The organism is Lacihabitans lacunae (assembly GCF_042649125.1).
Classification (GTDB): Bacteria; Bacteroidota; Bacteroidia; order Cytophagales; family Spirosomataceae; genus Leadbetterella; species Leadbetterella lacunae.
Map to the genome: position 1 here is coordinate 1,153,880 of NZ_JBHRYQ010000001.1, position 12,831 is coordinate 1,166,710.

At 35.6% G+C, this 12,831-nt stretch carries 15 protein-coding genes; 7 read left to right on the forward strand and 8 right to left on the reverse strand.

Annotated elements, in window-relative coordinates; all coding sequences use genetic code 11:
* Nucleotides 1-53: 53 nt before the first annotated feature.
* The 5 genes from ACFOOI_RS04895 (at nt 54) to ACFOOI_RS04915 (ending at nt 4,840) form a co-directional block, all read left to right on the forward strand.
* Nucleotides 54-1,835, forward strand: coding sequence for an alpha-amylase family glycosyl hydrolase (locus ACFOOI_RS04895; RefSeq protein ID WP_379835688.1), 1,782 nt, complete (start codon nt 54-56; stop codon nt 1,833-1,835).
* Between the two features lie 22 nt (nt 1,836-1,857).
* Nucleotides 1,858-3,219, forward strand: coding sequence for an MFS transporter (locus ACFOOI_RS04900; protein WP_379835690.1), 1,362 nt, complete (start codon nt 1,858-1,860; stop codon nt 3,217-3,219).
* A gap of 5 nt (nt 3,220-3,224) precedes the next feature.
* Nucleotides 3,225-3,638, forward strand: a complete 414-nt coding sequence (locus tag ACFOOI_RS04905; protein WP_379835692.1) for a GNAT family N-acetyltransferase — start codon at nt 3,225-3,227, stop codon at nt 3,636-3,638.
* A gap of 173 nt (nt 3,639-3,811) precedes the next feature.
* Nucleotides 3,812-4,270, forward strand: coding sequence for a DinB family protein (locus ACFOOI_RS04910; RefSeq protein ID WP_379835694.1), 459 nt, complete (start codon nt 3,812-3,814; stop codon nt 4,268-4,270).
* Nucleotides 4,271-4,282: 12 nt separating this feature from the next.
* A complete protein-coding gene (locus tag ACFOOI_RS04915; protein ID WP_379835696.1) occupies nt 4,283-4,840 on the forward strand; it encodes a DinB family protein in 558 nt (185 codons plus the stop codon).
* 31 nt (nt 4,841-4,871) lie between these two features.
* On the opposite strand, the gene ACFOOI_RS04920 is transcribed toward ACFOOI_RS04915, so the two are convergent.
* Genes ACFOOI_RS04920 through trpS form a run of 3 tightly spaced genes read right to left on the reverse strand, consistent with a single transcriptional unit; the run spans nt 4,872 to nt 6,849 of the window.
* Entirely contained in the window at nt 4,872-5,300 is a 429-nt protein-coding gene (locus tag ACFOOI_RS04920) for a DUF2147 domain-containing protein (protein WP_379835698.1), read from the reverse strand.
* Complete coding sequence (locus tag ACFOOI_RS04925) at nt 5,293-5,865, reverse strand: phosphatase PAP2 family protein (protein WP_379835700.1); 573 nt, start codon at nt 5,863-5,865, stop codon at nt 5,293-5,295. Before ACFOOI_RS04925 ends, ACFOOI_RS04920 begins: the two co-directional genes overlap by 8 nt.
* Before the next feature lie 9 nt (nt 5,866-5,874).
* A complete protein-coding gene (trpS, locus tag ACFOOI_RS04930) occupies nt 5,875-6,849 on the reverse strand; it encodes a tryptophan--tRNA ligase (RefSeq protein ID WP_379835702.1) in 975 nt (324 codons plus the stop codon).
* Nucleotides 6,850-6,893: 44 nt separating this feature from the next.
* Here trpS and ACFOOI_RS04935 point away from each other — a divergent pair, with 44 nt between their 5' ends.
* A complete protein-coding gene (locus ACFOOI_RS04935; protein ID WP_379835704.1) occupies nt 6,894-7,559 on the forward strand; it encodes a DUF2461 domain-containing protein in 666 nt (221 codons plus the stop codon).
* A 283-nt stretch (nt 7,560-7,842) separates the two neighbouring features.
* Complete coding sequence (locus ACFOOI_RS04940; protein ID WP_379835706.1) at nt 7,843-8,091, forward strand: hypothetical protein; 249 nt, start codon at nt 7,843-7,845, stop codon at nt 8,089-8,091.
* A gap of 143 nt (nt 8,092-8,234) precedes the next feature.
* Here ACFOOI_RS04940 and ACFOOI_RS04945 read toward each other — a convergent pair whose 3' ends face one another.
* The 5 genes from ACFOOI_RS04945 to ACFOOI_RS04965 all read right to left on the reverse strand — a co-directional run bounded on the left by ACFOOI_RS04945 (nt 8,235) and on the right by ACFOOI_RS04965 (nt 12,821).
* The gene (locus tag ACFOOI_RS04945; RefSeq protein WP_379835708.1) at nt 8,235-9,404 is read right to left on the reverse strand and encodes a trans-sulfuration enzyme family protein; all 1,170 of its coding nucleotides are present in this window, start codon (nt 9,402-9,404) and stop codon (nt 8,235-8,237) included.
* Between the two features lie 133 nt (nt 9,405-9,537).
* Nucleotides 9,538-10,101, reverse strand: coding sequence for a 1-acyl-sn-glycerol-3-phosphate acyltransferase (locus tag ACFOOI_RS04950; protein WP_379835710.1), 564 nt, complete (start codon nt 10,099-10,101; stop codon nt 9,538-9,540).
* 1 nt (nt 10,102) lies between these two features.
* Nucleotides 10,103-11,230, reverse strand: a complete 1,128-nt coding sequence (locus ACFOOI_RS04955; RefSeq protein WP_379835712.1) for a site-2 protease family protein — start codon at nt 11,228-11,230, stop codon at nt 10,103-10,105.
* Nucleotides 11,223-11,858: an HAD family hydrolase gene (locus ACFOOI_RS04960; RefSeq protein WP_379835714.1), complete on the reverse strand. Its 636-nt coding sequence runs from the start codon at nt 11,856-11,858 to the stop codon at nt 11,223-11,225. Before ACFOOI_RS04960 ends, ACFOOI_RS04955 begins: the two co-directional genes overlap by 8 nt.
* 9 nt (nt 11,859-11,867) lie before the next feature.
* A complete protein-coding gene (locus ACFOOI_RS04965; RefSeq protein WP_379835716.1) occupies nt 11,868-12,821 on the reverse strand; it encodes an acetyl-CoA carboxylase carboxyltransferase subunit alpha in 954 nt (317 codons plus the stop codon).
* Between the last annotated feature and the right edge of the window lie 10 nt (nt 12,822-12,831).

The window sequence follows — 12,831 nt, forward strand, 5'->3', positions numbered from 1 at the left end:
TGTTTTTTCATAAAAAAAACCTATTTACCTTTGAAAACCTATACTTTAAACCTATGAATAAGATTCTTCTTATTATTTTATCTATAACTTTAGTAATGAACAAAAGCCAAGCTCAAAAAACCAAAGAGGACAAAATTGCAATTTATCAATTATTTACCCGAATTTTCGCCAACCAAAACACCACTAATAAGTTTAATGGTACTAAGGAAGAAAACGGAGTTACCAAGTTTAATGATATCAACAATGCCGCTCTAAAGTCTATAAAGTCATTGGGAATTACCCATGTGTGGTACACCGGCGTAATAGAACACGCCACCATGACCGACTACTCGGCTTTTGGAATAAAAAAAGACCATCCAGAAACTGTGAAAGGAATAGCGGGCTCTCCATACGCCATCAAAGACTATTATGATGTAAATCCTGATTATGCCGTAAATGTGGAAAACCGAATGGCGGAATTTGAGGCTTTACTGGAGCGTACGCACAAACAAAAAATGAAAGTGCTCATTGATTTCATTCCGAATCATGTAGCGAGAGAATACAATTCTGATGCTAAGCCAAAAGGTGTTAAAGACTTTGGGGCAAAAGACCAAAAAGACGGTTCTTTTCAAAATCAAAATAACTTTTACTACATAGCAAACTCAAGTTTTAAAATACCAGAGGGTGTAAAAGTGCCCATAAGTTTTGAGGGGGAATATATCGAAACACCGGCAAAGGCTACTGGAAATGATGTTTTCAATGCCAATCCAAGTATTAATGACTGGTTTGAAACTATAAAACTAAATTATGGAGTCGATTATTTAAATGGCAAAAACAAAGTCTTTGAGCCTTTGCCAGACACTTGGAAGAAAATGACGGACATCTTGTTGTTTTGGTCCGCAAAAGGTGTGGATGGTTTTAGGTGTGACATGGCCGAAATGGTGCCCGTAGAGTTTTGGGCTTACGCCATTCCGAAAGTAAAGGCTAAGTATCCCGAAGTGATATTTATTGCCGAAGTTTATAATCCTGCCGAATACAGAAATTATATATTTAATGGAAAATTTGACTACTTGTACGATAAAGTTGGCCTCTATGATGCACTTAGAAGACTAATAGAAGGACATGGAAATGCGATGGATATCTCAAGGGTTTGGCAAAATGAATCGGGAGATTTCAGTAATCACATGCTTCGTTTTTTAGAAAACCACGACGAACAAAGAATAGCTTCAGAACCTTTTGGTAAAACACCAGAAAGTGCTTTTGCGGCAATGATGCTTTCCGCTACCTTACATACGGGCCCCATTATGGTTTATTATGGACAGGAATTAGGTGTGAAACCAGTAATGGCAGAAGGATTCCAAGGAAATGACGGTAGAACTACTATTTTTGATTATTGGGGATTACCCGAATTACAAAACTGGATAAAAGGTGGAGAATTTAATGTTAAAAATTTAAGCAATGAGGAGCTGAAAATACGTTCGTTTTATGAGGCCACTTTAAAGTTTGCCCAAAAACAAGAGGCTATAAAGAATGGTGGTTTCCATGATTTACAATATCTAAATTTTGAATCTCAAGGATATGACACTACTAAATGCTACAGTTATTTAAGGTTTTCGGGGAAAGAAGTCTTACTTTTTGTGTATAATTTTGATTTACAAAACAATACCTTTTTAAAGGTAAAACTTCCTGAAAGCGTATTAAATGAAGTTCTAAACAAAAAATCTGACAAAGTACTAACCGCAGAAGAGGCGTTTGAAGGAAATGAGAAATTCAAAATTTCGGTTTCTGGAATCGTGAATGAAGGACTTCCGCTTGAAGTAAATCCAAACTCTTTTAGAATATTTAGAATAAAGTAATTTAACCTATAAATATAAAAAAATGGCCAATTCAGGTGGAATGAGTACTCAAAGTAGTACTTCAAAACCAAACTTATCCAATATCTCGATTTGGAATATGAGTTTAGGATTTCTTGGAATCCAAATGGGGTTCGCACTTCAAAACGGTAACGCAAGTCGGATTTTAATGAATTTTGGAGCAGACGTGCATGAACTTTCATGGTTTTGGATAGTAGCACCACTAACCGGAATGATTGTGCAACCGATTATCGGTAAAATGAGCGACAATACTTGGACTAAACTCGGACGAAGAAGGCCGTTTTTTCTAGTGGGAGCCATACTCGCAGCTATTGGACTTTTCTTAATGCCAAATGCAGGAAGTTTTACTGCATATTTACCAGCATTGTGGGTTGGTGCAGGCTTCCTAATGATTATGGATGCATCGTTTAATGTAGCTATGGAGCCGTTTAGGGCCTTAGTTGGCGATAAACTAAACTCAGACCAGCGTACCAAAGGTTTTGCGATTCAAACTGTATTAATAGGAATAGGTGCTGTAATTGGTTCTTGGCTACCTTATATTTTGGCCGAATGGTTTGGAATAAGCAAATCAGCTGAGGCAGGAAGTGTGCCCATGAATGTTATTTTATCATTTATTATAGGAGGCGTGACTTTATTGGTAACTATTATTTGGACCATTACTACTACGCCTGAGTACAGCCCTGAAGTGCTAAAGTCTTTCGAAACTGAAACGGTAATAGAAGAGAAAACCAATATCCTGCATGACATAGTCAATATGCCCAAAACCATGAAGCAACTTGGCTTGGTACAGTTCTTTTCTTGGTTTGCGTTGTTTTCTATGTGGGTGTATACCACTTCTGCCGTAGCTCAGCACATTTATGGACTTGACCCAACTGACAATTCTTCGGATAAATTTAACGAAGCCAGCAACTGGGTAGGCATTATTTTTGGGGTTTATAATGCCGTATCGGCCGTTTATGCATTTTTGCTTCCAAAAATCTCAAAAGCAATTGGCAGAAAAAAGACCCACGCTTTTTCGCTTCTTTGTGGTGCAGCTGGTTTAATTTCAATCTACTTTATTACAAACCCTAACTACTTAATATTTTCAATGGTGGGCGTAGGAATTGCTTGGGGAAGTATACTTGCCATGCCATACGCAATACTTGGTGGAGCTATTGCTCCAAACAAAATGGGGGTTTATATGGGGATTTTCAACCTATTCATAACCATTCCTCAAATATTCAATGCCTTAGTTGGAGGTTTATTTGTAAGGTACTTTTTTAATGACAATACAGTTTACAGTTTGATTCTTGGCGGTATTTGTTTCATTTTAGCAGCAATTTTCGTGAATTTCGTGGATGACAAAGACGAACTAATATCCGCTTAAAAACTATGTCTGAAATATGCTATCAAATTGAACCAAACCTAACAGTTGAAGAATTTAAAGAAGTTTTAATAAAATCAACTTTGGGAGAAAGAAGACCCATTGACGATGAGAATATACTCTTGAAAATGCTCGCAGGGGCTCAGTTAATTTATACAGCAAGACACAATCAGACATTGGTAGGTGTGGCTAGAAGTATCTCAGACGGGGCTTATTGTACTTATTTATCTGATTTGGCTGTGGACGAAGAATTTCAACACCGAGGAATTGGCAAAGAACTGATACGATTGTCAAAACTTGCGTTCCCTACTGCTAATTTGATTTTACTATCAGCACCAAAAGCTGTTGATTATTACCCAAAAATAGGCATGACAAGGCATGAACATGCTTTTATGTTAAAAAATACCGATGATTTAATTTAGAAAAACGATAAGAACTCTTTAACTTTTAAATTGTTCTTCCAAATAATAGAAAATAGAAATACAAAAAAAAGAGAAGTATAAAATAAGGAGTGAAATAGCGGTAAGATATTTTTTCATTCAACATGCAGTTCAAATGCCTTATATTTCTCATTTTTGTAAATATTTATGAAAACATGAATTTATTAGAAAAAATAACTGAAAATTTAGATACTGTATTTAGAGGAGATGCTTGGCATGGACCTTCAGTAATGGAGATCCTTAACAGTATTCCTGCTGAAAAAGTAGCTCAAAAGCATCAACTTTCAAAACAAACCATTACCCAGCATGTTTACCACCTTACCGCTTGGAGAAAATTTGCTCTTGAAAAACTAAACGACAACATTCACTACAGCCTCGAAACCGAGGATGATAATTGGGGAAAAGACTCGGAAACCACTCCGGAATGTTTTCCAAAATTAGTAGACGACTTAAAGAAATATCACGGTTTGTTGCTCGACGAACTTGAAAAATACAACGACGACTTGTTAACCAAACAAGTACCTGGAGAATATTATGATTACTATAAACTATTGAATGGCATAATACAACACGACACTTATCACTTAGGAATGATTTGGGTTATTTGGGAATAAACTATTATAAAAATGGCAAAAAAAGCAACTGAAAATTTATTAGTAGAGCGTATTAAGGACTTATTAAATGCTTCATTTCATGGAGGTGCATGGCATGGACCTTCGGTTTTAGAACTCACCAAAGGTATATCGGCAAAAGAAGCCGCTTTTAAAGTAGCGGATGCCCATACTATTGCAGAATTAATTTATCACATCACAAGTTGGAGAATCTTTGTATTGAAGCGTCTTCAAGGAGATTCTACTTACAATATTGAAGATGATAAGAAAAACTGGGGAAACTTTGACAAAATAGACCAGTTTGAGCTTGAAACCTTGATGATGGAAATGACCCTCAGCCAAGATGAACTAATCAAAGAACTAGAATCTAAGACCGATGCATTCTTAGAAGAGATAGTGCCAGGAAGTGAATACACATACTATACGTTAATTCACGGTATTATTCACCACGACTTATACCACAGCGGTCAAATTGCGATATTAAAGAAAATTGCAAAAAAGAGCAGAAATGATGACGATGATTTTGAAGGAAGTAGATATTTTGAAGATGGCTTCGGAGATAATCTTATCTGAAGCTATGGTCTAAAAAAGGCAAAAGCCGATGTTAATCGGCTTTTGTAAATTTTGAAGTTCTTCCAATCAAGGAAATCCCTATATATCCCCTTACGTTTAATTGTTTCGAATTTACAAGTGTCATTTCACTCGAGTATGTTTTCCCATTTTTAGGATCATAGATTTCTCCATCTTCCCACTTATTTTCTCCATCTTTTTCAAAGCCTTTTAAAAACACAAGACCCATAAGTGGGTTATTTTTTAGCTTTGCGTTTGGATTAAATTCATCCGTTCTAGGTTTTCCATCTTTTAATGGATCTTTGAGCCAAACTATTTTACCATAGATTTTATTGCCTTGCTCGTAAAATTGCACGCGGGCTGTTTTTTCTTCATTATACCAAGTTCCGCTCGTTATAGATTGAGCTTTGGCGGCTAAGGTTAATACAAAAAGTGATAATACTAAAAATACTTTCTTATTCATATATATTTAATTGGTTAATAGATTTGTTTGCGATAAATATAACTAAATAACTTAAAAAGCACCCAATTATTGCTCCGAAAAATATATCTAAAGGATAATGCACACCCACATAAATCCTACTATATGCTACAATAAAGGCCCAAATCCACAAAAAAACATTTAGCAAACGGTATTTTTTTATTAAAGCCGTAAAACTAAAAGCTAAAGCAAATGAAGTAGAGGCATGAGAAGAAACAAAACCAAATTGCCCACCACAGTCTTTGACCATATGCATTTGTATACTAACCAAAGGTTCGTAACACGGCCTCAAACGCATAAAGAAGGGTTTCATAATACCTGAAGCCACAAAGTCAGCCAAGCCAACCGAAATCAAGATAACAACCACCAGCCAAAGACCTGTTTTCACCTTGTTATTTTTAAAAATAATATAAATTAAAAACAGGTAAAAAGGTATCCAAGTACGTGAAGTGGTAATCAACAGCATGATTTTATCCCAAAATGGGCTATGAATACCATTTAAGAACAAAAAAAACTTTTGGTCGATATCTATAAAGTACTCTATCAAGGTTAATATTTATGAAAAGCCCAATAATTTTCTAGCATTTGCAATCGTCTCTTCAGCCACTACCCTAGCCTTTTTCTCACCTATAAGTAGCTTTTCTTCCAAGGCATCATTGTTATTCATATAAAAATTAAATACCTCACGCTGCTTTTCATATTTATTCCATAAAACATCAAACAGGTCTTTTTTAGCATGCCCATATCCATATCCGCCATCCAAATATTTTTTTCTTAAATCTGCAATTTGAGATTCAGTGGCCACAAGGGCATACAATTTAAACACCAAACACGTGTCTGGATTTTTGGGCTCCTCGAGCGGCGTAGCGTCTGTAACTATTTTTTTTACTTGTTTCAAAAGTTCTTTTTCACCTAAAAAAACATCAATATAGTTATTATACGACTTTGACATCTTATTTCCATCCACACCCGGAATCACCATAAGCGACTCATTAATCATAGGCTCTGGTAATACAAAACAATCTCCATAAGTACGATTAAACGCCGCCCCAATATCTTTGGACATTTCGAGGTGCTGTTTTTGATCTTTTCCGACTGGGACCAAATTAGCCTGATAAAGTAAAATGTCAGCTGCCTGAAGCACCGGATAAGTAAATAGACCCGCATTTACATCCGAAAGCTTGTCTGACTTGTCTTTAAATGAGTGTGCGTTTGCAAGCATTGGATAAGGCGTAAGGCATGATAAGTACCAAAGTAACTCCGTATGTAAACCTGCCAAACGAGACTGACGGTAGAAAAAATTACTATCCGTATCAAAACCACAAGCTAGCCATGCAGAGGCAACAGCTTTGGTATTTTCAACCAAAACCTCGGTGTTTTTTATGGTGGTCATTGAATGTAAATCTGCAATGAACAGAAATGATTCGTTTTCTTTTTTTTGTGATAACGCTACTGCGGGCTCAATAGCCCCCAAAATATTTCCTAAGTGAGGTCTTCCGCTTGCTTGTATGCCGGTTAAGATTCTTGCCATATATTTGATGAAAATTTAATCTTTACAAAATTAGGCATTAAAAGATGATACAAGAAACTACATTTCAATTTTTACGGAATTTAGAAAAAAACAATACCCGAGAATGGTTTAATGATAACAAAAACACGTACGAATATGAAAAAGCAAATTTCGTGGATTTTTGTAGCGAGCTTTTAGAAGGCCTGAAACTCATTCAAGAAAACCTATTATATACAGATGTAAAAAGTTGTATTTTCAGAATAAACCGAGACATTCGTTTTTCGAAAGACAAAAGTCCTTACAAAACCTATTTTTCGGCGGCTTTTGGACCAGGTGGAAGGAGTTCTGGACAAATAGACTTCTATATTCAACTACAAGACAACGAAACCATGCTTGGCGGTGGCATGTGGCAGCCCACTGCAGAAAACTTAGGAAAATTTAGACAAGAAATAGACTATAACCCCGAAGAACTTAAAAATATCATAAACTCTGATAATTTCAGAAATCATTTCCCGGAGGTTCATGGGCAAGAGTTAGTAACTAGTCCTAAAGGATACTCAAAAGACCATCCTGAAATAGAATTACTCAGAAAAAAAGAAATGTTCTTTGTTAAGAAATTTACCAATGGAGAAGTGCTAAAAAAAGACTTTACAGAAATAATGCTAACACACTGTAAAGTTTTAAAACCTTACCTTGATTATTTAAATGAGCTATTTGAGCCAACAAAATAAAATTTTGAATAATACAAGAATTGCAAAATATCTTAACAAAAACACAAAAAACTCATTTTTTAGAGAAAAGAGAGAAAAACGAACACCTATAAAAGCTATTTTCTACAATTATTTCTAAAATGACAAAAATACTTATTGTACTATTCTAATTTTTTTCTTTAATCTTCTAATTTAAACACATTTATAAACTTCTTTTTTTCATTTTAATCAAAATTATATTCTGATTTATTTGACAATTACAAAATAAGCATGTTATATTTGTCTTAATAAAACGAACAACAAAATGAGAAATAGCATAGACAAGCAAACTTACAGATGGTTATTTAACATACTTCACTTTTTCGGTGCTGTATTAATTCTAATTACTGGTTTATTAATGATTGACTTGAAAGGTTTTGCTCCAGTTACTTTAACTGTAACTTCAGTGCTACTTTTAATGTTACTTGCTACATATGTTTGGTTAAAAATTGACTACGCAAAACAATTCAAAAGAAAAACTTCTACCATTGGAGATTTAGCATCTGCTAAGTAATTAGAGGTCTTTGATAAGAGATATCGAAAGGAGTATTTTGCTCCTTTTTTTTGTTTTACACAATTCAAAATATTGAAAGTATCTAGACTAAATCCATAAAAAAAGGAGCTCGAAGCTCCTTTTTTTATTTATGACAAATATTATTAGTTTGAACCATTAATGGCTTGCTTAAAATCTTCGATTATATCCTCAATATCCTCTAAACCTACCGAAATACGCATTGACCCTTCAAAAATACCCAAAAGTTCTTTGTCTTGCTTTGAGACTTTAGCGTGCGTGGTGGTATCCGGATTTGTAATAGTGGTTCTACTATCGCCCAAATTTGAAGTCAAAGATGGGATGGTCAAAAGTTTCGTAAACTTAATTACTCTTTCAAATCCACCTTCTAACTCTATAGTTACCAAAGCTCCACCAGCCGACATTTGCTTTTTAGCAAGATCATACTGTGGATGCGAAGGCAAAAATGGATAATTTACTTTTTTAACGCCAGGCAGACCTTCTAATGCCAAGGCAAGTTTTTCGGCATTTTCGCAATGTTTGTCTACACGAAGCGTAAGCGTTTCAAGACTTTTAGATAGTACCCAAGCATTAAATGGAGAAAGCGATGGACCCGTTTGTCTACAAAAAAACCTTACCGGTTCTATCATCTCTTTAGTACCAACTATTATTCCACCTAAAACACGACCTTGCCCGTCCATAAACTTTGTAGCTGAATGTACCACTAAGTTGGCTCCATACGTAGCCGGCACCTGAAGCACAGGCGTGGCAAAACAATTGTCTACAAAGTATATTAAATTATGAGCTTTGGCTATTTGACCGGCCATTTCCATGTCTACTAACTCCAAACCTGGGTTTGAGGGAGTTTCAAGGTAAATCATTTTGGTATTTGGCTGGATAGCCGCTTCCCAAACCTCTTTGGGCTCACTGGCATTTACATAGGTATGGCTTATACCCCACTTGGGCAATATTTGCGTAATAATCTGATGGGCAGAACCAAAAAGAGCTTTTGAAGAAACTATATGGTCGCCGCTTTGAAGATGAGCAGCAAAACCCGCATATACTGCCGCCATACCTGTAGAGGTAGCTATACCGTCTTCCATTTCTTCGAGCATGCAAACTTTATCCACAAACTCCTGAACCGTAGGATTTGAAAATCTTGAATAAATATTTCCCTCAAGAGAATTGTCAAATAAGTCTTTTCCCATTTGGGCGTCTTCAAAACAAAAACTACTGGTCATATAAAGAGGCGTAGAATGCTCTCTAAACTGTGTTTTTTCGGTTTGAATACGAATAAGCTTGGTCTGTTTTTTCATTAAATATCAACAATTAAAAAAAACTCAATTGCGTAATTGGCTCTTTTATTATACCTTAAAAATAAAGCACAAAGGTAATGAAAATTGATATGAAACTGATAATGCGAAGGATACGAAAGTTAAAAAACTTGAATTAAAATTTCCCCGCTTTATAATTTTTAATCCAGTCTTTTTGCGGACCTTGAATTTTATCAAAGAAGTTAACGAAATATTTCTGCATATCGGCCTCAAAATCGCCAGAGGGGATAAAAGGCTCGCCTATTACCACTACTTTTCTTTTTAAATCAAAGCCAACCCTCACTATCGGGATTTGGGCCCCATTTGCCATAAAGTAAAAACCTGAACGCAATTTATCCACGTTTTTACGAGTTCCTTCAGGAGCTAAGGCAAACAGCATTTCATCTTTAGATTTAATAGCTGCCACATAGCTATCTACCATATTGTTTGAGCTCGTTCTGTAAGCAGGAGTGCCACCGAGCCACCTAAAAATAAAGCCAAACGGAGGCTTAAACAGTTCAGCTTTTCCTATATAGCCAATATTCATTCCCATTTTTGCTCGAAGGCCCAATCCTACAAAGAAATCTTTCCACGTATTGTGTGGACAAACCACAAAAGCCGCCTTTGAAAGATGGGTAGGTACATTACCTTCGATTTTCCAGCCTGAGATATCGAAAAAAAACTTAAAAATAGCGTTCATATTATATTATGGGGTTGGGCGAAAAACATAGCACAAAAATCACCAGTGCTAACCACCCAAGAATTTTCCGGGTCAAATTTAAGGGTTTGTTGTCTTCCACAGGTGGGTGATACACGCCCAATATACGACCAATTAAGAAACCAAATGCAAGAAATCCTGAATATCCTTCGATAGTAGGAAAAAACTTACTGAGTAGCAATTGGGTGAAAACCACAAAAAGAGCTAAAATCCAGTTATTCCGCTTATCATCAAATATTTTAGAAAAACAGAGATAGTTGAAGTAAATGAAAAGACCGAAGTTTAAAATTAAGGTAGTTTGTTCTTCTTGATAAACCGAAAATTCGGCAACTTTAAATAAGCCTAATCCCGAATAAAATACCAAAATCACCAATAAAACAGGCGACACTATATCAAAAGCTTTTTTGCCGATTAGTGCAAAAAGTATATGACCTCCGTCTAGCTGACCAATCGGAATAAGATTTAAGCTTGTAAATAACAAGCCCAAAAAACCCGCCACTATAATTGGATAATGCGTTAATTCGTAAGGATGAGGAATACGACTTGGATCAGCAAAAGTGGTTTCAAAAAACGAATAGAGTAAACTTTTACCCAAAACCACCACTTCGCCTGAGTTTGAAACTGTATTTAGATAATCTCTATAGTTACCTTTAAAATTGGCATATTCGGGGTGAATAGTAAAAATATATTCGTCGCCGGGTAGTGCATAAAAACCATATGCCAAAACCACACAAGCTACCACAAAACCAGCCAAAGGCCCAGCAATACCAATATCGAAATAATCAAACTTGGTTTTTATTTTTTCTTTAATTCGAATAAAAGCACCAAACGTACCGATGGTAGTGAAAACAACCAGCCAAACCGGTATATAATAAGGAAGAGAAACATCAATTTTACGGAGTTTTGCCATAAAATAATGACCAAACTCATGCGTAGTCAAAAAAGCTAAGAAGGGTATAGAAAAATAAAACCCTTGTTTAAACTCCTCAAACCCCATGGAGTCATGATGAAAGAAAAATGACCTCCCAAAAACCCACTCGGCACCTGCTACAGTGGTTGTGAGCAAGGTCAATAAAAACAGCCAAATGTGGATATAAGGAGATTTAAACATCTAAATATATTTTAGAGAGAACGTCAGTGAAACATTCGGGTGGGTTTATCTTGATAGTTTGAATACCCAAGTCACTCGCTGCTTGAATATTATCGGCATTGTCATCTAAAAAAAGCACCTCAGAAGCGTCAAGTTTTATAGATTTCAATACGTAATCATAAATTTTATAATCCGGTTTCCAAAGCTCAATTTCATAAGAAAGAAAGCTCTCTCTAAAAAGCTGTGTAAAATCAGAAATACCAAATTTAAGCCTGAAATAGCTTTTGCACTTTTTAATATGGATGCTATTGGTATTACTCAGCAAATAGATGGGCATTTTGGTTCGCAAACGCTCTAAATAATCGAACCTGTGCGAAGGAACTTCTAATAAGAGACTATTCCATGCCAAATCTATTTCATTGTCATTTAGTGGAAACCCTAATATTTGTCTAACTACATCTCTAAACTCATTCTCGTCAAAATGCCCGGTTTCAAATTTTTCAAAAAGGCTATTCTCTTCAAAAATAGCCTTTATTTTCTCCGGTTTTTTAAACGTTAGTTCAGCAAACTTTTTATAGGTAAGATTTAAATCAATATCGATTATTACATTTCCAAAATCAAAAACAATGGCCTTATAGTTATTTTCCATAATTATGAATTACTCAACCACAACACCCATTGAACAAAACTTCTCTATTCTACTATTAATCCTATCATGTGCTGATATTTTCTTAAGAGCAGTTATCTCTGATATAATCGTATTTTTTAGTTTAAGAGACATTTTGTCCCAATCTAAATGTGCTCCGCCCATAGGCTCTGCAATAATATCATCAACTAATCCATTGCCTTTCATATCTAGGGCAGTTAGTTTTAATGCTTCTGCAGCTTGCTCTTTATATTCCCAAGTTCTCCAAAGGATAGTAGAACAGTTTTCTGGTGAAATTACCGAATACCACGAATTTTCTAACATAAGTACACGGTCACCAATACCGATACCCAATGCTCCGCCTGAAGCACCTTCACCTATAATGACACAGATTACAGGAACTTTCAACCGCATCATTTCCCTAAGATTTCTTGCAATTGCTTCTCCTTGGCCTCTTTCTTCCGCTTCTAAACCAGGAAACGCACCAGGAGTATCAATAAGTGTAACGATTGGCATTCCAAATTTCTCTGCCATTTTCATTAAACGCAAAGCTTTACGGTATCCTTCAGGATTTGGCATTCCAAAGTTGCGGTATTGCCTTTCTTTGGTTTTTCTACCTTTTTGTTGCCCAATAACCATTACAGGTTGGCCATCTATATTGGCTATGCCGCCTACAATTGCTGGATCGTCTTTTACTGTTCGGTCTCCGTGAAGTTCGTGAAACTCCGAGCAAATTCTTTCTATATAATCTAACGTATACGGTCTATCTGGATGTCTTGATAGCTGAACTCTTTGCCATCTCGTCAAATTAGAAAATGTTTCTTTTCTAAGTGTTTCAATTGCCGAACTTAAGTTTCTTACTGCATCACTTACGTCCACATTGTTCTCATTAGCTAGATCTTTCATGTCTTGAAGTTTAGCTTCTAGTTCAGCAATTGGTTTTTCAAATTCTAATAAAGTTCTCATTTAAAATTGT

What these genes read in the sequence shown, in the direction of transcription:
- ACFOOI_RS04955 (WP_379835712.1), bottom strand. Translation starts at nt 11,230, where the DNA reads ATGTTTAAATCTCCTTATATCCACATTTGGCTGTTTTTATTGACCTTG.
- ACFOOI_RS04935 (WP_379835704.1), top strand. Translation starts at nt 6,894, where the DNA reads ATGATACAAGAAACTACATTTCAATTTTTACGGAATTTAGAAAAAAAC.
- ACFOOI_RS04920 (WP_379835698.1), bottom strand. Translation starts at nt 5,300, where the DNA reads ATGAATAAGAAAGTATTTTTAGTATTATCACTTTTTGTATTAACCTTA.
- ACFOOI_RS04960 (WP_379835714.1), bottom strand. Translation starts at nt 11,858, where the DNA reads ATGGAAAATAACTATAAGGCCATTGTTTTTGATTTTGGAAATGTAATA.
- ACFOOI_RS04910 (WP_379835694.1), top strand. Translation starts at nt 3,812, where the DNA reads ATGAATTTATTAGAAAAAATAACTGAAAATTTAGATACTGTATTTAGA.
- ACFOOI_RS04940 (WP_379835706.1), top strand. Translation starts at nt 7,843, where the DNA reads ATGAGAAATAGCATAGACAAGCAAACTTACAGATGGTTATTTAACATA.
- ACFOOI_RS04900 (WP_379835690.1), top strand. Translation starts at nt 1,858, where the DNA reads ATGGCCAATTCAGGTGGAATGAGTACTCAAAGTAGTACTTCAAAACCA.
- ACFOOI_RS04965 (WP_379835716.1), bottom strand. Translation starts at nt 12,821, where the DNA reads ATGAGAACTTTATTAGAATTTGAAAAACCAATTGCTGAACTAGAAGCT.
- ACFOOI_RS04950 (WP_379835710.1), bottom strand. Translation starts at nt 10,101, where the DNA reads ATGAACGCTATTTTTAAGTTTTTTTTCGATATCTCAGGCTGGAAAATC.
- ACFOOI_RS04905 (WP_379835692.1), top strand. Translation starts at nt 3,225, where the DNA reads ATGTCTGAAATATGCTATCAAATTGAACCAAACCTAACAGTTGAAGAA.
- ACFOOI_RS04895 (WP_379835688.1), top strand. Translation starts at nt 54, where the DNA reads ATGAATAAGATTCTTCTTATTATTTTATCTATAACTTTAGTAATGAAC.
- ACFOOI_RS04945 (WP_379835708.1), bottom strand. Translation starts at nt 9,404, where the DNA reads ATGAAAAAACAGACCAAGCTTATTCGTATTCAAACCGAAAAAACACAG.
- trpS (WP_379835702.1), bottom strand. Translation starts at nt 6,849, where the DNA reads ATGGCAAGAATCTTAACCGGCATACAAGCAAGCGGAAGACCTCACTTA.
- ACFOOI_RS04915 (WP_379835696.1), top strand. Translation starts at nt 4,283, where the DNA reads ATGGCAAAAAAAGCAACTGAAAATTTATTAGTAGAGCGTATTAAGGAC.